The following is an 18,353-nucleotide window of genomic DNA, read 5'->3' as shown; positions in this document are numbered from 1 at the left end:
TCAGGCATTGCTTAGCTTTGCTATTAAAAATGCAGTTACAATGCAGCGGACCTGCTAGCAAAAATGGATTTATCTCAATGTGAAAAAATGTAAAATCATTTAAAAATTTGCGTGTTTTTTGAAAATCGCTGATATGTTTTTTGCCGAGATTAATGAGCTTTACGCATGGGACAAGGCATCAGCGTTTTTCCTTTGTAGTGAATTTTTATCGCATTATAAACGCTCTTTGCCAAATTTTTGTTTAAAGTTTGGGCGCTACTAAATTTCACGCCCAGAATTTTTAGTCTTTTTTGCCTTTATTTAGGGATTTTAGCTTAGCGTCCATATCAGCTGTAAGCATAGTAAAGACCTTGTTTGTAAGCTCCCCGGTTAGATCCTTAGCCTCTTGCATAGTCTTTTGGCTAAATTCATTTAAGAGTTTGTTTGCTTTTTTCTTATCTTTTTTGTAAAGTTTTACGTACTCATCTTCAAATTTAGCCTGTTTTACCGCCAACTCTTTTTCAAATTTAGCGTAGGCCTCTTTTACCACTGGCGAATACTTCTCATAGTCAGTCATCACAAGGGTTTGAAGCTTTCTATAAACCCAGTATATTGAGGTGTCATCAGCGTCGTATGAGCCATCTGAGTAGCCTTTTATAAAGCCATCAAGTCCCTCGTAATACGGCAAATAAACGCTAAGATCAGCCATGCCAAGAGCTACGTAAGTCACACGGCCGATCTCTTTTGGTAGCCATGGGCGCACCTGCATGACGTGAGACTCGTATGTTCTAAAGACACTTATAGCGCGGTAGACGTTTTTCTTATCTTCATCTTTGCTGGTGTAGTTATCAAACGGGGTGCCGTTGTAGTGGGCCCTCATCGCAGCTTTTAGATCTTCAACACTTAGTTTTTTCTCTGGTTTTAAAAATACTGGGAATTTCTGACCATCGGCGAAGTCTTGTTTTAAGCTTGGGTTAAACATGCTTTGCACCCAGCAAACGCGTGGGTAGTTGTAAGTCACATCTCTCTCATCATCCCTTGTATAAGCCTTTGTAAAGTTAAATTCGCTATCTTTTGCAGGGTCATAAGTCTTGTTATCGATCGCAAATTTAATGACGTCTTTTGCTCCCATGAAATTTGGATCATTCTCTTTATAGTTTTGAAGTCTGCCTTGGTTTGCAGTAACGAAATACTCATCTGGAGCGATCTTTGTAGCGATCCATTTGTGGCCTGTACCAGTCTCAAAGTACCAAAGCTCGTTTGCGTCGATAAATACTACGCCAAAGCCCTCTCCAGCGCCCTTAGTCTCCACTATCTCACCAAGAAGCTTAACGCCCTCTTTTGCACTCTTCATACGTGGCAAAAGCACGTCTGGGATGTCATCCTCGGTGATGCCACTCTCTTCGTTATATGGGTCGATCTTTAAAAGCTCATCTTTTGCATAGATGGTCTCGGTGCCACTTAGTCCAACGCCAGCTTCATTGTAGCCGACAGCTCCGTGAAGTTTTGTATGAGAGTTTGCGATGGTTGTGTATCTCATGCCATCTTTTGGAAGTGGATATGTAAAGTCATTTGCGCCGTCATGTGCCTTTGAGCTATGCATACCAATTTGATTCTTTTTTGCTGGATGGATCAAAAAGACTTGAGCTTTTATAGCCTTGCTATCTGCGCTCCTAGCGACCAGCATGGAGCCGTCATTTGAAGCTTTATCTCCTACTAAAATAGTAGTGCATGCCAAGCTACTTGTGCCCAAAATCGCACTCATAGCAACGATTGATGCAAGAATTTTACCTTTCATTTTTACTCCTTTAGTGAAATAAATTTCTTATATGTGATTATATGCCAAATTTAATAATTTAATTATAAATTTTAAATTTTTTTTAAGTTCAATGTAAATTTATTGCAAATTTTGTCTAAGTGAAATTTAAATTTTCTAAAGGATTTTTCGCTATAATCCAAAACTTACGCACTTGCGTATAAAATTTCAAAAAGGATTAGCATGCCAAAGATGAAAACCGTTCGCGGTGCTGCTAAGCGCTTTAAAGTAGGTAAAAATAAGATAAAAAGAGGCTCTGCTTTCAGAAGCCACATCTTAACAAAAAAACCTACTAAGCGTATGAGAGACCTTCGTGGCCCACACTACGTGGATAGCACAAACGTCTCAGCCGTTCGCAAAATGCTCGGCGTATAAAGCAGCGTAGATTTAAGTTTTTGACAAAAAAGTCATTCAAACTCCCCCAAATTTAGGGGCAAGACTCACTTTGTGAGCGCCAATTTGTAAAAGGATAAATATGGCAAGAGTAAAAACAGGCGTAGTTAGAAGAAGACGCCATAAGAAAGTTTTAAAGCTAGCACGTGGCTTTTTCAGTGCTAGACATAAACACTTTAGAAAAGCTAAAGAGCAACTAGAGAGAAGTTTAGTTTATGCATACCGCGACAGACGCCAGAAAAAACGCGATTTCAGACGTTTATGGATCGTTCGTATCAACGCAGCTTGCAGACTAAACGACATTAGCTATTCAAGATTTATCAACGGTTTAAACAAAGCTAACATAGAACTTGATAGAAAAATTTTAGCTGATCTAGCTATGAATGACGCGAAGGCATTTGCGGCACTTGCAAAACAAGCAAAAGATGCTTTGAAATAATACCTTTTCTCCGCTTCGGCGGAGATCTTCTTTTTTTTAATTTCTATTCAAAGTTTTTATTAAAATTTATTTTTCGAGATTTTAACTTAGTTATTTTGTATTCAAATTTTAAATTAAAGCCACTATAAAAATTTTACTTCATCAGCTAGGTGCAAATTTAGTAATATGAATTTGAAAAATTTGCTTACCATTACTAGCCAAACTAGCCAAGAGCAAGTATAAAACTCGCTTTAAAAGCTAAATTTCAATACTCGTATTAAAGCAGTGTTTCACCGCTCCGCTAAATAAAATTTTGCCGCTTTCTAGTCTAAGGCCAAGCTCTTCACCGCTTTTTGGATAGACTTTTAGGCTTTGTGGTGCGTTTAAATTTAAAGTAGCGCCGTAAAAGCAAGCCGCCATGCCAGTGCCACAAGCTAGCGTCTCGTCCTCTACGCCCCTTTCGTAGGTTCTAACCTTTAAAACTTCGCCCTCAAATTTGGCTAAATTTACATTTGCATTGTATTTTTGACGAAGCGCCCTGCACTCTTTGACGTCAAATTCCTCTAAATTTTGTGTGAAATTTACAAGGTGAGGCACGCCTGTATCGTAAAAATACCAAGTTTTGCCGTTTTCATTTAGCGGTTCGCTTAAAATTTTTGGACTTGTTAGCACGACCTCGACGCACTCCTCTTTCACGCTTGCCATCACCTCGCCACTGCCAGTTAGCAGAGCAAATTCGTTTGAACTTACAAGGCCGTTTAGATAGGCATATCTAGCAGCCGCACGCGAGCCGTTGCCACACATCGCAGCGTAGCTTCCATCGCTGTTGTAAAACTCCCATTTCACGCCCTTTTCGTAAGGCAAAAGCACGATGAGTCCATCAGCTCCCACGCCGTTTGTTCGGCTACAAATTTGCCTTGCTAGCTCGCTTCTATCTTTGTTCAAAAATGTATGAAATATGACAAAATCGTTGCCACTAGCGTTGTACTTTGAAACTTGCATTATTTTCCTTTAAAATTGCTCTACTTTTTGCCAAATTTATATAAACTCAGCCGCAAATTTGCCTTAGAAATTTCTCTAATTCCTGCTCTAAATTTTCTTTATCGCCACTGTTATCTATGATGAAATTTGCCTTTTTTCGCTTTTGCTCGATATCCATCTGAAGCTCCACTCTAGCTTTTGCTTCATTTAAGCTTAGCCCATTTCGGTTCATTAGGCGACTTAGCAAAAGCTCTTTTGGTGCGTAGATCACGGCTACATTTTTAAACTCAGCGTAGCGATCCTCTCTTTCAAAAAATAAAGGGATATCGACAAAATAAACCTGCCCCAAGCGCTCAAGCTTCGTAGCGCGAGATAGAATTTCTTCCTTTATCTTTGGATGCAAAATTTGCTCTAAAATTTTTAATTTTTTTAGATCATTAAAAACAATGGCACCAAGTTTTTGCCGATCGATCTTGCCAGCTTCGTCTAAAATTTGCTCTTTAAAAACTTCCACTATCTCACATTTACAAATTTCAAGCTGCTCATGAGCGATCACGTCCGCATCAATCACGCTAAAGCCTCGTTCTTTTAGTAAATTTATAGCCGTACTTTTACCGCTAGCAATAGAGCCTGTAATGACATAAGCGTTTGGAAATTTCTGCAAACTCACTCCATTTTTGAAAATTGATGACAATTTTAGCAACTTTTGGCTAAAGTTTTAGAAAATTACAAAAAAGGGCAAAGATGATAAGCTATAAAGATGCTGGAGTGGATATAGATGCTGGAAATAGCTTTGTTGAGGCGATAAAGCCTTTCGTAAAATCTACACAAACACCAAACGTTATAGGTGGCATTGGGTCATTTTCAGGAGCGGTCAGACTACCAAGCGGATATAAAAATCCAGCTATTTTGGGAGCGACTGATGGCGTTGGCACAAAGCTTCGCCTAGCTATCGACGCTAAGAAATTTGACGGCGTTGGCGAAGATCTAGTCGCAATGTGCGTAAATGACCTCATCTGCAACTTCGCCACACCGCTCTTTTTCCTAGACTACTACGCGACTGCAAAGCTTGAGATAGAGAGCGCCAAAGAGGTAGTAAAAAGCATCGCAAATGGTTGCAAAAAGGCTCAGTGCGCGCTGATCGGCGGTGAGACAGCCGAGATGCCATCGATGTATGAAAAAGGCGACTTTGACCTTGCTGGATTTGCCGTTGGTATTGCCGAGGCTGATGAGATCGACAGAAGCAAATTTGTAAAATCTGGTGACGTTTTAGTCGCGCTTCCAAGTAGTGGTCTACACTCAAATGGCTTCTCTCTTGCAAGAAAAGTGGTAAGCGAGCTTGGACTAAAATTTGATGAAAAAGTAGGCGATAAAAAGCTCATCGACGTACTTCTTGAGCCAACTAGAATTTACGTGAGCGACTTTTTAAGATTAAAAGATAAGATTACGGCAATGGCGCATATAACAGGTGGTGGCATAGTTGAAAACTTGCCTCGCGTCTTCCCTGCTGGACTTGGTGCAAAAGTACAAAAAAGCGTTATAAAAACGCCTGAAATTTTTAAAATCATCGCTCAAAAAGTAGAAGATAGCGAGATGATGAGAGCCTTTAACATGGGCGTTGGCATGATATTGGTTGTACCAAAAGAAAATGTTGATGCTGTCCTAGCAAATAGCGATGGCTACGTGATCGGTGAAGTAGTAAATGGTAAAGGCGTAGAGCTAGTTTAATGCAAGAAAATAGCAAAAAACGCTTGCTAAGGACCGAAAATAAGAGTTTTTTTGATCTTAGCATTTATGAGTATATAGGCTGTTTTGGTGTACTAGAAAGCGATATCAAAAAACTTGATCTCTATAGTCACTGGTGCAAGGTCTCACGTGCCTCTACTATGCTCTGCGTCACGCATGATAGCGGCGAGAGCGACAACCTAGTCTATCTATATGACTGGGAGAAATTTAGCCGTATCTACATAAATACAGGAAATTGACTTGGCAAAGCAAAAGGCAAAAATCGCACCTATTTGGGCTAGAGCAAAGGCCTTCGTTATCGATCTTTTTATCATCGGTATGCCGATATTTTATGCGACAACATATCTTGTGCTTGATGGCAAAGAGGCATTTTTGCATAACCAAATTGCTATTTTTAGTGCAAATAGCTTGATCTCACTTATAATGTGCCTTTTTTTTAGCATAAAAGCACAAACTCCAGGCTACAAAGCACAAGAAATTTATCTAATAAACCTAAAAACCGGTAGAAAACTAAGCTTTTTTCACACCATCTTGCGCCAAATTTGCTTTGCCTTTGCTGGCTTTAGCATACTTGGACTTTGCCTTTGTTTTTTTAGAAAAGACAAACTAAATCTGCACGACATCATCACTCAATCAGCTGCCGTGCAAAGATCAGAGGGATAAATTTTACTTCGCTCCATGCCAAAGTAGGCGATTTTTGCCAAGTTTTGTATCGATGCTCTCTTTTATGATAGAGCAAATATACTCTTTTGAAAGTTGTATAGACTCCTCTAAGCTCTTGCCCTTTGCTAAAAAGCAAGCAAGTGCAGTTGAGAAACTACAACCGGTTCCACTCATTACAAGCGGATTAACAAGTGGAGTTTTAAAATTTCTTAGTGAGCCATCTTTTTTATAAAGTGTGTCTATACTACTATCTTCGCTGATATGTTTCTTTACGATAACATCACAAGGCAAATCTTTATAATCATCACCAAAAAGCACATTTGCCTCATCTAAATTTGGAGTAGTTACCGTTGCTAAGCTCATTAGCTCTTTTAGTTTTGCCACCGCACTATCTTTTATAAGCTTGTGTCCGCTTTTTGAGACACAAACTGGATCAAGCACTACTTTGGTGTTTTGAGTTAGTAAAAACTCACGCACCACCTCCATGATCTCCTCACTAAATAACATGCCTATCTTAATCGCATCAAAGCTAAATTCTTCCGCAAGCGTATTTAGCTGATCTTTGACAAAACTAGGCTCTAAGCAAACTACACTCTTTACAGCGTCCGTAGTCTCAGCGACCAAAGAAGTTACCGCTGTTGCACTATAACAATTAAGCCTAGCACATGTTTTTATATCTGCTTGAAGCCCAGCTGTGCCACTATTGCAAGAGCCTGCGATGATTAGAATTTTTTTCATCGTTTTCCTTTGAAATTTTTGGCTTATTATAGAGGATATTAGATAAATTTGAGTTTTCTAAAACAGAAGAAATTTGAGCAAAAAGCTCAAATTTATGAAAGTTTATTTAAGTCGTTATCGATATCTATATATATCGTAGTTGCATTAAGATTTGTATGCTCAAAGCTAGGATCTATCTGCTTATCGCTCTCTTTATGTTCGTTTATTTTAGTCAAAAGATCATCTTCTCTTAATCCATGCTCATTTGCTAAATTTGGATCTATTTCATTAAAACTAATATTTACGCTAGCCTCATCACTTAGCTCTTCTTGCTCTAAATTGGTTGCGCTAAGGATATCATCTACTTTTTCATTTATATGATCTAAAATAGATACATAATCATTGCCAAGAAGTGCTTTAAACAATGCGTCAGTATCTATGCTAGACTCACCAATATCATCGCTTACTACGCTACTATCTAGCCAAAGAGTATCGTATCCGTTTATTGATATATCTTGTCCATCATTCGCAGTGATTGTAATACTTGAGCTTTCACTCTCGCCCTTTATAGCCTCTCCGATATATACTTTATCATTTACGTCTAAAACTCTTACATGATCATTTTGGTCTATCGCTATAACATCAGATGAAACGCTTTTAACTATACCAGCTACTGCTGCCATCTTTATTCCTTATTTTTACTTGTCGGTATTTTAGTATATTTAATTACTTTTGTATATTGTACTATGGTACAAGGTGGCGATAATTCCAAATCATTCAGATTTTGTGATTAAAATATATCCACTCTCACTGATATTTTTAAATTTCACACCAAGCTCACGCTTTAGACGAAGTATTACATTTTGGATAGCTGCCTTGCTAACATCGCTTTCATAGACAAATTCTTCTATCATCTCATAAGTAACTAGCTTATTTAGATTATAAGCAAAGAGCCAAAATATCTTATTTTGTAAAAAGCTAAGATAAATTTCAATGCCGTTTTTATAAATTTTCTCTCTTTTTAAATTTATACTCACCTCATCGCTTAAATAAACTAGCTTTTCATCTCGTTCAAAACTTAAACTAATAAGCATTGCTCTAAGATCCTTCATATCAATAGGCTTTTTTAAAAAGAGCATCGCCCCTTCCTCCATGCTTTTTATCAAATTTTCATCGCTATCATAAGAGGTAAAGACGATAAATTTTTGGTGCGGCTTTGTACGTTTCATCTCATTCATCATCTCAAAGCCATTAAGCACTGGCATGTGAATATCGCTCATCACAATATCAAAACCTTGCTTTTTAAATTTCTCCACGCCATCTTGTCCATTGCAAGCACCAATTACCTGTTCGCAATAAGGTTTAAGTCCGCTAATAATAAGCTCTCTTGCCATATTGTCATCTTCGACTACCAAGACGGATGTCTTTTTTAAAATTTCTAAGACTTCTTGCATTTTAGTCCTTTAAATTTATATCAAAACTTAGTTCAAATACCGTTGGCCTTACGTTATTTACGAGTCTTACGTCACCATTTAGCTTTTCCTGCGCTAGCTTTTTAGCAAAATAAAGTCCTATGCCATTTCCTTGCTTTTTGGTGGTATTTAGCCAAGTAAAAATTTTCTCACTCATTTGCTCGCTTACGCCATTTCCATTGTCATAAACTCCGATGTAGCACTTATCTTCAAAGCTTCTAAATTTTATTTCGATGATACGTTTTAGTGGCTCATCTTTGTAGCTTTCGACAAGTGAGTCTTTTGCGTTATGTATTAGGATTAGTAAAATTTGTTGGATTATATTTTCTATCTGACAAACTTTTTGTTCATTAAAACCACTAAATTTTACACTAACATTTGCACGGCTTAGCTCTGTGTGCATGAGAGTTATTAGATTTTTAACGCTTGTTTGTACCTCAAATTCGCTCACGTTTTCAGCGCTTTTGTAAAAATTTCTAAAAATTTCAATAGTACTTGAAAGAAGTTTGACCGAGCTTTGCCCTTTTTTAAGTAAATTTATTAGTTCCTCATCGCTTAATTTACCTTCTTTTTTTAACATTATGCACGAGCTTAGCATTAGTTTTAGCGAATTTACTGGCTGAATGAATTGATGATTGATACCACTTATTAGCTCGCCAGCCTCACTCATTTTGGCTCTATGAGTTAGCAATGTCTCATACTCATCTTGTATCTTTTTTATCTTGTTATACATAAAATTATGAAGAATATTTGCTAAAAATGTAAGCGCAACGAAGGCAAAGAGCAAGCTTAGAGCATTTTTTAAAGCTTCTTTTGTTAAAGCTGAAATTTCCTCTTCATTATTTGTGCCAGCTCCTATAAACCAATTTATCGTTGGTATCTCAGCTACTTGGATTAAATTTTGTCCTATTTTTAAGCTTGTAATGTCTTCATCTTTTAAAAACAACTCTTTAAATTTCTCCTCGATCTCTTTTTTTAAAGCAAGATCAGGTATCGATGTTAAAATTTCACCGCTATGAGTCACTAAAAATGAGTAAGAATTTGGCGCAAGGCTAAAATTTTTAATGCTGTTAAAGATATTTTCTATACGCACGACGCCACAAAGTGCTGCTTTAAATTCCGCTTGTTTTGTGACTGGAACGCATAAATTTAGAGTTGAGCCTTTTAAAATTTTATGTTTTTGCATGAAATTTACGCTTGGGGCATTTGTATTTTTTGTCTCCACATACCAGATAAGCCCTGCTCTTTCACTTTTTGGCATAACTTCTTCTAAAATTTTCTCTCCATCTACAAAAATTTCTCCATCATCCCTTAAAAGCTGCATTAGATCAAATTCTTTTGCGTTTTGTTTAAAGAGCTTTATAAAGCTAGCTATCTTTTCATCGTCATCTACAATGTCTGCATTTTGTATAAATTTTGACGCACGAATGAGTGAATTTATACGCTCATCAAGCCAAATTTGAAAGTTATTTACGATATTTTTGCTAACTGCTATGTTATTTTTATCAGATAGCTCTATGATTTTCTCTTTTGCATTGCTGTAAATATTTAGCCCAAGAAGTATTACAAAAAGGCTAGCAAGCAAGATGATGGCATAGATTTTAATATTTTGTGATTTTAAATTAATACCCATACTCGCAGTATATCCTAAGTTAGCCCAAATTTGGGCTAACTAAATTCATTTTAAAAAGGATAAAAGCTTTGAAACGAGCATAAGTGCAAGCACTACAAAACAAACACCAAATCCGAGCAGCGTACAATCAGCCATCGACATAAATTTAGATGATGGCACAAGATACCAGCCGTCCGCATAAAGATCAACTATGCTCTTTTGCAAATCACTTAGCACCACGCCATCAGGCACCATAGGGCTGTCATATCCGCAGTCTCCCGTTGGCATAAACCAGTCAGGCGCCCACTTTTCAAGCGGCAAGCCAAATGGATAGTGTGGCTCAGTAGAGCAGCCCTGTACGCCAAAAGGATCATCACCATGCACTGCATCATGGATTTTAGCTAGCTTTACGCTATACATTATGCCCTGCACCGCTCCCCAAAAGGCAAAAACGTAGCCAATTAGAGCAAATAGTAAATTTTTAGGATTTATCATAGCGATCACGCCGCCAAGTGCCATACATAAAAATGCAAAACGTATATAGACGCACTGCTCGCAAGGAGGCATATAGGCGTAGTTTTGAAAGAGCGAGTGTGCGATAACGACAAGTGCGACGCTCACAAAGACTAAGATCGCCCAAGAGGTGCGTGAGTCTTGAAATTTAGCCATTTTTTTAAAAAAGCTCATGTGATGCCTTATTTTTTAAGAAGCTCTTCGATGAGTGCTGCCATGCCGTCAAGCGAGCTGATTGATTTTGTCATGATGAGATATTTGCCATTTACGACAAATGCTGGCACACCTTGAATTTTAGCCACGTCATAGCTCTCATCCCACTTTTTAAGTAGCTCAGTCACTTTTGGATTAGCTAGCTCTTTTTCGTAGTCTGCTTTACTAACGCCAGCAGCCTCAAGTCCAGTCTTTAAAAAGCCCTCAGCGTCTTTGCCATCGCTCCAGCGCTCTTTTTTGTCGTGATAAGCCTTGTAGTAGGCAAATTTAGCCTTTTTAAATAGCGAATTTTCATCAAACAAGCTCACTCCCTTTGCCTCGTCCATAACGATAAGCACAGCAAAGACCTTGCTTGCAACCTCACCGTACTCGCCCTTTGTCTTTAGGTGAAATGGCTCGTATTTTAGTCCAGGGATTTTCTCAACTACCTTTGGAGTGACGCTCTTGTCGTATTTGTAGCAAAATGGGCAAGCGTAGCTAAAAATTTTAACTAGCGTATTTTGTCCCGCGCTTAGTGGCTTTTCAAGCTTGACGTAGTCCTCGCCCTCGCTAAATGCACTAGCACTGATCGCACCAGCAACTGCAACGGCAAAGATAGCCTTACTAAATTTAGATAGAAAACTCATAATATTCTCCTTTGGATGATTTATTTTGAGTTATTCTACAACCAAGCTCAACCGCACTTTTAACGCTAGAATAAATTTTGGCTGAAATTTATAAGATATCGCATTGATTAAAAATTTAATTTTTACTAGAACTTATCTCATTTATTGCTGATAATGCGTTTAAAGCACTTGGATAGCCTATAAATGGTATAAGTGTTGTAACAACGCTTATTAGTTTAGCTCTATCGTTGCCGATGCCAAAATTTGCAGCAATGTGCCCTAAAAGCTGTGGCTTTGCAAAGCCAAGAGTCGTGATATAGACAAATGTCAAAAGCTCCCTAAGCTCTAAGCTAAGCCCATCTCTTGCATAAAAATCGCCAAAGCAGTTTTGCGATAAAAACTCCATTATATGTTTTTGATCATTTGGCATTGATGCGATAAATTTATCAACCGCTGGAAAAAGTTTTCTTTGTATCTCAAGGCCTCGTTCTTCTCTGCCTTCTCTTGATTTTTTAGGCATATTCTCAGGCTCTATGTAGCGCTCATTAAAAATTTCATCAGCTAAAAATATATAATCTTCTACCTTACCAAGCCCAGCATAAGGCACTGCTTGATATAAAATTTCTCTTATCTCTTTTGCTGATATGCCCACATTTAAAGCGGCCCTAACGAAGCTTTTAAATGAGCTTTTTGCACCTTTACTCACGCAAAGAGAGGCGATGATAACCGAAAGTCTTGTTTTTTCATCAATATTTATCACTTCACTAATATCGCCTAAAAAATTTAAATAATCCTCTAAAAAGCTAGCATTGCTCTCTTCAAGCTCACTTTTTGATTCAAACCAAATTTCATAAATTTTCTTTGCATTGTAAGTTAGTGTCATAAGTTTTACTCCATTGTTTAGGGCTGATTATAAGTGCTAAAGCGTAAATGCTAGCTTAAGACCCAAAAAGACAAAAATTTTTAATATAAATTTAGATTTTAAGCCATTATAAAGTTTATCGTGATTTTTATGTTATAAGGTTTTATTACAATTACGAAGGACGCAATATTTTTTATTACTCCTTTTACCTATTTTAAGCCTTGGGCGTTCCAAGGCTTTTTCTAAATTTTATAAGCTTTATGAGTAGAGTTTATAAAATTTATCCAAAGGAGATGTTATGAAAAAGACTTTGAGTTGTGTTGCACTAGCCTCTGTGCTTTGCTCTAGCACTTTTGCGATAGGCGGTCCAAGTGGAGCTAAACTTGACTACGCTATAACAGGAGCTATCGGCGAAGTAGTGGTAAATCCATACGATACTGCTCCACTTACAGCAGTCATCAAAAATGGCGGCTACACACTAAGCAATGCAAAAGTAACCATCGTGCCAAAGCAAGGCGGTCAGGTGATAAGCTACAAAGTGGCTGATAAGCATCTTCGCACACATGGCGGCATCCCGGTTTTTGGAATGTATCCTGACTATCAAAATACCGTTGAGGTCGAGTACGACAAGAGCTACAAAGGCAAGACTGAACACATAAAAGAGAGCTATAAAATTTACGCTCCAGCCATCTACCTAGAAAGCGCTGGCACACCAAATCAAAAAGGCGCACTATTTGATAAGATCGAGGTTACTAAGCCTGCGAGTGCTAAATTTGCAAACCGCCTCTACTACGTAAATAACTTCGTAAATAAAACTGGCAAAGGTACAAAAGTCGTTTGGAACAACCCAGCTGGCGGTGCGATCGAGTGGAACTACAGCCCAAATAACTTCATCCTTGATACAAAAGGCGAGGTTAGATGGTACCTTGAGCCAAGCAAAATTTATGATCTAAAACAGCCATTTCACGCTGGCGTAATGATGGGCTTTAAACAAAATGACGACGGCGCTATGACTTGGGGATATGGCCAAAGATACGCAAAATACGACATCATGGGTAGAGAAATTTTCAACCGCGAGCTACCAGCTAGCTACAACGACTTCTCTCACTCGATGGACGTAGCACAAAATGGACACTACTTCTTACGCGTTGCAAATGCTGACTACAAAAGGGCTGATGGCAAAAACGTAAGAACAGTGCGTGACGTGATCGTTGAGCTTGATCGCGACGGCAACGTAGTTGATGACTTTAGACTTTATGAAATTCTCGATCCTTACCGCGATATCGTGCTAAAAACGCTTGATCAAGGCGCAGTTTGCTTAAACATAGACGCTAAAAAAGCAGGCCACACAGCAAGCTCTGATGAGCTTCAGTCTATGGATACACACGATAAATGGGGTGACATAGTTGGCGCAGGACCTGGACGTAACTGGGCGCACGTAAATAGCGTGGATTATGACCCAAGCGATGATAGTATCATCATCTCAAGCCGCCACCAAGATGCAGTCATCAAGATCGGCCGTGATAAACAAGTAAAATGGATCATGGGCGCTCACAAGGGTTGGAGCGATAAATTTAAAGACAAGCTCCTCCAGCCAGTTGATAGCAAAGGCAATAAAATCGTCTGCGAAGATGAGTACTCAAAATGCCCAGGATACGAGAGCGACAAAGGTGGCTTTGACTGGCAATGGACGCAGCACACAGCATTTAGGATAGATAGCAAGTCTAAAAAAGGCGAAATTTATCTAAGCGTCTTTGATAACGGCGATACAAGGGGCATGGAGCAACCAGCCATCGCTGGCATGAAATACTCTCGCGCGGTCGTTTATAAGATAGATGAAAAGAAAAAGACTGTTGAGCAAATTTGGGAGTACGGCAAAGAGCGTGGCAAAGAGTGGTATAGCTCGGTTACTAGCCTTACGCAGTATCAAGATGACCTTGATAGCGTGATGGTCTACTCAGCCGTTGCTGGCATGCAGTTTGATATCGCAAAAGGTCGCCCAGTAGGACTTCCTAGCCCACACATCGATGAGTTTGAGTGGGGTGCAAAAGAGCCAAGCATCGAGATAAAGATGACAAATGCTATGGGCTATCAGGCGTTTCCGTTTAGCTTGCAAAAAGCTTTCGAGAAATAATCTCTCTTTTTCTCCCTTTTTTGCCCAGTGCAAAAAGGGGAGTCCTTGCTATAAATTTAATCTATCAATAATAGATACAAATTCACATTCGCTCATAAATTTTAAAGCTCTAAATTAAAAATTTATATTGTAAAGATATTGTTTATTAAGGCGATAGCATATAGGATTAGCACTTATATATAAAAATATATATTTAACATAAGGAGAAAAAATGAAAAAATTTTTCATGGCTTTAGTGGTGCTGTTTGCAAGCCTTTTGCTTAATGCAGCTGAGTTTAGAGATGTCAAAGACATCACTGGTGACGTCGTAAAAGTCCCCGCAAAAGTAGAAAAGATCGCTACGCTTTGGTATGCGAATAACCAAATCATATTAATGCTAGGCGGCACGGACAAGATAGTAGCGACCACCGATCTAATCAAAAACAACAAATGGTTTGCGCACGTTTATCCTAGAATTTCAAGCATTCCAAACGGCATAAACGGCAAAGATTTACAAGTAGAAGAGCTAATCAAACTAAGCCCAGACGTCGTCATAGCCGCCGATAAAAAGAACAAAGAAGAGCTAACCAAAAACGGCTTTACCGTGCTTTATCCGTCATTTACCAATCATGCGGATATGAAAAAAGCGTATCTATCATGGCCGAGGTCATAGGAGGCGACGTGCCGAAGATCGCGGAGAAATTTAACGAATATTTTGACGGCAACCTTAAAAGAGTGCAAAACGAAATAGGTAAGATCGCGCCATCATACAATAAACCAAAAGTACTTCACATAGCCGACGGCAAAAATTTATTCAAGGTTGACGGCGCAAATACGATCATAGACGAGTGGATAAGGGTCGCAGGCGGCCAAAATGCGGTTCAAAAAGCCGGAAATATGCTTGAAATCAATGCTGAAGAGATACCAAATATGAACCCTGATGTCATCATCATAGGCAGAGCCAAAGCTCCCGAAATTTTAAAAAAGATATATGAAAACCCTATCTACGCAGACACTAACGCTGTAAAAAAGAAAAGAGTTTACGTAAATCCAACTGGCGTTTTTAGCTGGGATAGATACGGCGCCGAGGGGGCATTGCAAATTTTATGGGCGGCTAAGACTTTGCACCCTGAAATTTTTAAAGATATAGATATAGCAGCTGAGACAAAGAAATTTTATAAAGAATTTTTACACTACGAGCTAAGCGATGATGAAGTAAATTACATCTTAAACGGCTTAGACCCAACTGGAAAATAATTTATCCTTACGGCGGTAAATTTATCTACATTTGCCGCTAAATTTTAATCCATTTTCAGCCTTTACTTGTCTATCCGAACTTGCTGATTTGTTATATGCTAACTACTCTTAAATAGCTAAAAATTTGTGGGTTTAGTACTAATTAGAAAGACAAATAATTATAAAAATTTAATGATAAGAAAGAATATCCCAAAGGAATTTCCTCTGGGATTAAAAGTCTAGATATTAAAGTACGTGTATTTGATCTTGAACTTCGATTGTAGTTGTACCACTAGTATAAGTAGTATAACCACCAGAACTAGCACCTTTAGTCCAGCTACTTCCAAGAGTAAGCTCATCGTTACTATCACCATCTATTTTTAGCTTATTCTCGTTACTATCACGTAATATATCTTGAACATTGCTAGCTGTAAGAGTTAAGGTTGTCTTTTCTCCATTAGTCATATCTAGTTTTTCGATATTTTTAACATGGCTAAAGTCTATGCTATTATCAGCTACTTTTAATGTATCAAATCCGGCTCCGCCGTCGATAGTAGAAGTGTCTTGAATACTTGCATTTTTACCGATAGAGATAATATCATCTCCGCCGCCGCCACTTATCATAGAACCGCCGCTCATATTTAAATTTTTACCTATTGTAATTATATCACCGTCATCGTTGCTACCAGTTCCAGCACTTCCGTTATTTCCCCAGTCGCCGTGTATGCCAGCGTTATTAGTAAGCGTTAGGTTGTCGCCCGCAGTAATAGTATCGGCTCCACCGCCACCTTTGATATCCGCCCGGTCTTTAAGAGTAACGTTGTTTGCGATATTTACAGTATCATTGTATCCTTGGCTGCCGTCGTCCATATGGATATCAGAATCCGATACGATGGCGCCGTTTCCCATATTTAAGACATCCGCACCGTATCCTAAATCCACATGCGTATCTCCGCTAACGGTGCCGTTTATGTTTAGCGTATCGACATCGTCTCCAGTTATAAGCTGAGAATGTTCTACGGTAGCGCCCGATGCTACGGTTATAGTATCACTACCTCCGTTAAGATCGAATGTCGCGTTTTTAACAATAGCTCCGGCATTTACATTTACGTGATCTTCGCCGTTACCGTTTACTATTTTGGTTTGATACTGTCTATTGGCTATAGCGTCCGATTGATCGCCAAATACCGCTCCGGAATTTATATTTACGGTATTTTTTGTTCCTTGTAATTCTACGGTAGTTTTACTAAACGTACCTCCGGCGATATTTACGACGTCTCCGTCTCCACTATACGTTCCTCTTCCGGTACTTATCTTAGTTTCGGTAAAATTTCCGCCGTTTATATTTATCTCATCGTCTCCGTCACCGCCGGTTATTTCAGATTTTTTAATTATCCCCCCACTTATATTTATCTCATCTGTTCCTGAGCCGCCGTAAAATTTTAGGTTTGTGAGTGTTCCGTCTTTTATATTCGTTATCGTTTTACTACGAGAAGTATAAATTTCAGAGTCTGTAACCTCGCCACCGTTTATATTTATGGTATCTATATCGTTGGTATCACCGTATGAATGATCTAGTCCAGAATAAATCTTGCTGCCGTTTACCACTTTAGAACCCGCATTAATATTTATAGTATCGCTACCGTATCCGGCTATAACGTTTGAGTTATCTATTACTGCTCCAGCACCGATATTTATCTTATCATCTCCCATTTTGGCATCTATTTTACTATTTTGTTTAAATGTAGAATTTGTAATGTTTATAATGTCGTTATCGTCATCGTCGTACCAATGGGGCCTATCTACCGAGCCGGAGAGTAGTTCCGCACCATTAGTAAAGGTAATGCCGTCGATGTCGACTGTGTCATTGCCACTACCAAAATCTATTACGCCTCTTGTTATAGTTATTCCTTTTTTGAAATTTATCGTATCTACGCCGCCGCCCATACTTATATTACCCGTATCTAGATTTTCATCTATATATGCAGTATCGTTTCCATATCCGGCAGATATAGTGGCACCCCCATTTACGGTAGAGCCTTGTCTAATATAAATAGTATCGTTGCCGCCGCCCATACTTACGCTACTGCCCCCGCTTAGCGTAGCTCCGCTTTCTATATAAAGTTCGCTGTGTTTATCTTCATTATCGATATCACCCGCTTCTATCCTAGCTTTACCGTCGACGGTTCCTCTAACGTATACGGTATTGTTACCCTCGCCGGCTTTTATTCTTGATTCTCCGGATACGTGCCCGTTTATATTTATCGTATCATCGCCGCTTCCAGTACTTATCTCATTAAAATGATTTGGATTACCGATCATATTGCCATCTATATTTACAGTATCGTTTCCGGCTCCAGTTTTTATACTTCCCCAAGATAAATTTGCGCCATTTTTAATATTAACCGTATCATCATCCTCGCCGGTATCTACGCTAAGATGTTTGCTAAAAGTCGCTCCGCTTTCGATATTAAACGTATCTTTTCCGCGTCCGGTACTTATTGCGGCATATCCGCTCGTTTCTCCGGCAAAATTTACGGTATCATCGCCGTCTTCGGTATCTATCATTGTACTATTGCCTAGCTTACCCTTGATATTAACTACGTCGCCTCCCTTGCCGGTATTTATATCACTATTTTTTACCTCTGCTCCGGCTTCTACGTTTACGGTATCTACGCCGGTACCGGTATGCGTATTTTTTACTTCCGCATTATTTAAAAATTTAACTCCATCTCCGCCTACACCGCTATACACGGAATTAGCTTTGGTATTATCCACAATAATACCGCTTCTATTATCTCCGCCAAATACGTTAAGATCCGTATTGCCCTCTATAGAATTAGCATAATTAGAAAGCCTACTAGAATCGGTCACAGCCAAATCTGATGCATCATCTTGACCAATAGCTAGTTTACCATCATTGCTTACATACCAACCGTCTTTATGTTGGAATGCACTAGGAGTGGTAGGATCATCAGGAGTTAGATAATCTCTACCATCAGTATGTCTATATA

The 18,353-nt window shown here is 38.8% G+C and carries 17 protein-coding genes and 1 pseudogene; 7 read left to right on the top strand and 11 right to left on the bottom strand.

Annotation, left to right across the window (positions count from 1 at the left end; translation table 11 throughout):
• Window positions 1-280: 280 nt before the first annotated feature.
• Window positions 281-1,777, bottom strand: a complete 1,497-nt coding sequence (locus tag CVT13_RS02330; protein ID WP_107811475.1) for a C69 family dipeptidase — start codon at window positions 1,775-1,777, stop codon at window positions 281-283.
• Window positions 1,778-1,978: 201 nt separating this feature from the next.
• Between CVT13_RS02330 and rpmI the strand changes: the two genes are divergently transcribed.
• Both rpmI and rplT read left to right on the top strand, forming a co-directional pair.
• Entirely contained in the window at window positions 1,979-2,170 is a 192-nt protein-coding gene (gene rpmI, locus CVT13_RS02325) for a 50S ribosomal protein L35 (protein ID WP_021090212.1), read from the top strand.
• A 100-nt stretch (window positions 2,171-2,270) separates the two neighbouring features.
• Window positions 2,271-2,627 (top strand): 50S ribosomal protein L20, encoded by a 357-nt coding sequence (rplT, locus tag CVT13_RS02320; RefSeq protein ID WP_009295119.1) that lies wholly within the window; start codon window positions 2,271-2,273, stop codon window positions 2,625-2,627.
• Between the two features lie 237 nt (window positions 2,628-2,864).
• Here rplT and dapF read toward each other — a convergent pair whose 3' ends face one another.
• Both dapF and coaE read right to left on the bottom strand, forming a co-directional pair.
• A complete protein-coding gene (gene dapF / locus CVT13_RS02315; protein WP_107811474.1) occupies window positions 2,865-3,608 on the bottom strand; it encodes a diaminopimelate epimerase in 744 nt (247 codons plus the stop codon).
• A 46-nt stretch (window positions 3,609-3,654) separates the two neighbouring features.
• Window positions 3,655-4,251, bottom strand: coding sequence for a dephospho-CoA kinase (gene coaE / locus CVT13_RS02310; RefSeq protein ID WP_107811473.1), 597 nt, complete (start codon window positions 4,249-4,251; stop codon window positions 3,655-3,657).
• Between the two features lie 80 nt (window positions 4,252-4,331).
• Here coaE and purM point away from each other — a divergent pair, with 80 nt between their 5' ends.
• The 3 genes from purM to CVT13_RS02295 are packed head-to-tail and all read left to right on the top strand — an operon-like array spanning window position 4,332 to window position 5,996.
• The gene (gene purM / locus CVT13_RS02305; protein ID WP_107811472.1) at window positions 4,332-5,315 is read left to right on the top strand and encodes a phosphoribosylformylglycinamidine cyclo-ligase; all 984 of its coding nucleotides are present in this window, start codon (window positions 4,332-4,334) and stop codon (window positions 5,313-5,315) included.
• Window positions 5,315-5,572 (top strand): hypothetical protein, encoded by a 258-nt coding sequence (locus CVT13_RS02300; protein ID WP_107811471.1) that lies wholly within the window; start codon window positions 5,315-5,317, stop codon window positions 5,570-5,572. Before purM ends, CVT13_RS02300 begins: the two co-directional genes overlap by 1 nt.
• Window position 5,573: 1 nt before the next feature.
• Entirely contained in the window at window positions 5,574-5,996 is a 423-nt protein-coding gene (locus CVT13_RS02295) for an RDD family protein (RefSeq protein ID WP_107811470.1), read from the top strand.
• A gap of 3 nt (window positions 5,997-5,999) precedes the next feature.
• Here CVT13_RS02295 and CVT13_RS02290 read toward each other — a convergent pair whose 3' ends face one another.
• From CVT13_RS02290 to CVT13_RS02260, 7 genes are all read right to left on the bottom strand, one after another.
• Window positions 6,000-6,734: a hydroxymethylpyrimidine/phosphomethylpyrimidine kinase gene (locus tag CVT13_RS02290; RefSeq protein ID WP_103576290.1), complete on the bottom strand. Its 735-nt coding sequence runs from the start codon at window positions 6,732-6,734 to the stop codon at window positions 6,000-6,002.
• A 92-nt stretch (window positions 6,735-6,826) separates the two neighbouring features.
• Window positions 6,827-7,396: a hypothetical protein gene (locus CVT13_RS02285; protein WP_103589280.1), complete on the bottom strand. Its 570-nt coding sequence runs from the start codon at window positions 7,394-7,396 to the stop codon at window positions 6,827-6,829.
• A gap of 90 nt (window positions 7,397-7,486) precedes the next feature.
• Complete coding sequence (locus tag CVT13_RS02280) at window positions 7,487-8,167, bottom strand: response regulator transcription factor (protein ID WP_107811469.1); 681 nt, start codon at window positions 8,165-8,167, stop codon at window positions 7,487-7,489.
• A gap of 1 nt (window position 8,168) precedes the next feature.
• Window positions 8,169-9,818, bottom strand: coding sequence for a sensor histidine kinase (locus CVT13_RS02275; RefSeq protein WP_107811468.1), 1,650 nt, complete (start codon window positions 9,816-9,818; stop codon window positions 8,169-8,171).
• A gap of 45 nt (window positions 9,819-9,863) precedes the next feature.
• The gene (gene dsbI, locus CVT13_RS02270) at window positions 9,864-10,484 is read right to left on the bottom strand and encodes a protein-disulfide oxidoreductase DsbI (protein ID WP_107811467.1); all 621 of its coding nucleotides are present in this window, start codon (window positions 10,482-10,484) and stop codon (window positions 9,864-9,866) included.
• An 8-nt stretch (window positions 10,485-10,492) separates the two neighbouring features.
• Window positions 10,493-11,149, bottom strand: a complete 657-nt coding sequence (locus tag CVT13_RS02265) for a thiol:disulfide interchange protein DsbA/DsbL (RefSeq protein ID WP_107811466.1) — start codon at window positions 11,147-11,149, stop codon at window positions 10,493-10,495.
• 115 nt (window positions 11,150-11,264) lie between these two features.
• Window positions 11,265-12,011: a carboxymuconolactone decarboxylase family protein gene (locus CVT13_RS02260; RefSeq protein ID WP_107811465.1), complete on the bottom strand. Its 747-nt coding sequence runs from the start codon at window positions 12,009-12,011 to the stop codon at window positions 11,265-11,267.
• A 277-nt stretch (window positions 12,012-12,288) separates the two neighbouring features.
• On the opposite strand from CVT13_RS02260, the gene CVT13_RS02255 reads away from it, so the two are divergent.
• A complete protein-coding gene (locus CVT13_RS02255) occupies window positions 12,289-14,124 on the top strand; it encodes an aryl-sulfate sulfotransferase (protein ID WP_107811464.1) in 1,836 nt (611 codons plus the stop codon).
• Between the two features lie 211 nt (window positions 14,125-14,335).
• A pseudogene (locus tag CVT13_RS02250) lies at window positions 14,336-15,360 on the top strand (ABC transporter substrate-binding protein).
• 225 nt (window positions 15,361-15,585) lie between these two features.
• Here the strand turns inward: CVT13_RS02250 and CVT13_RS02245 are convergent.
• Window positions 15,586-18,353: beta strand repeat-containing protein (locus tag CVT13_RS02245; protein WP_159071095.1), on the bottom strand; the 2,768-nt coding region annotated here is incomplete at its 5' end.

Origin of the sequence: Campylobacter concisus, assembly GCF_003049085.1 — a bacterium.
GTDB lineage: Bacteria > Campylobacterota > Campylobacteria > Campylobacterales > Campylobacteraceae > Campylobacter_A > Campylobacter_A concisus_H.
Note: the sequence above shows the minus strand (reverse complement) of the source record. Positions and strands in the feature narration are given on the sequence as shown.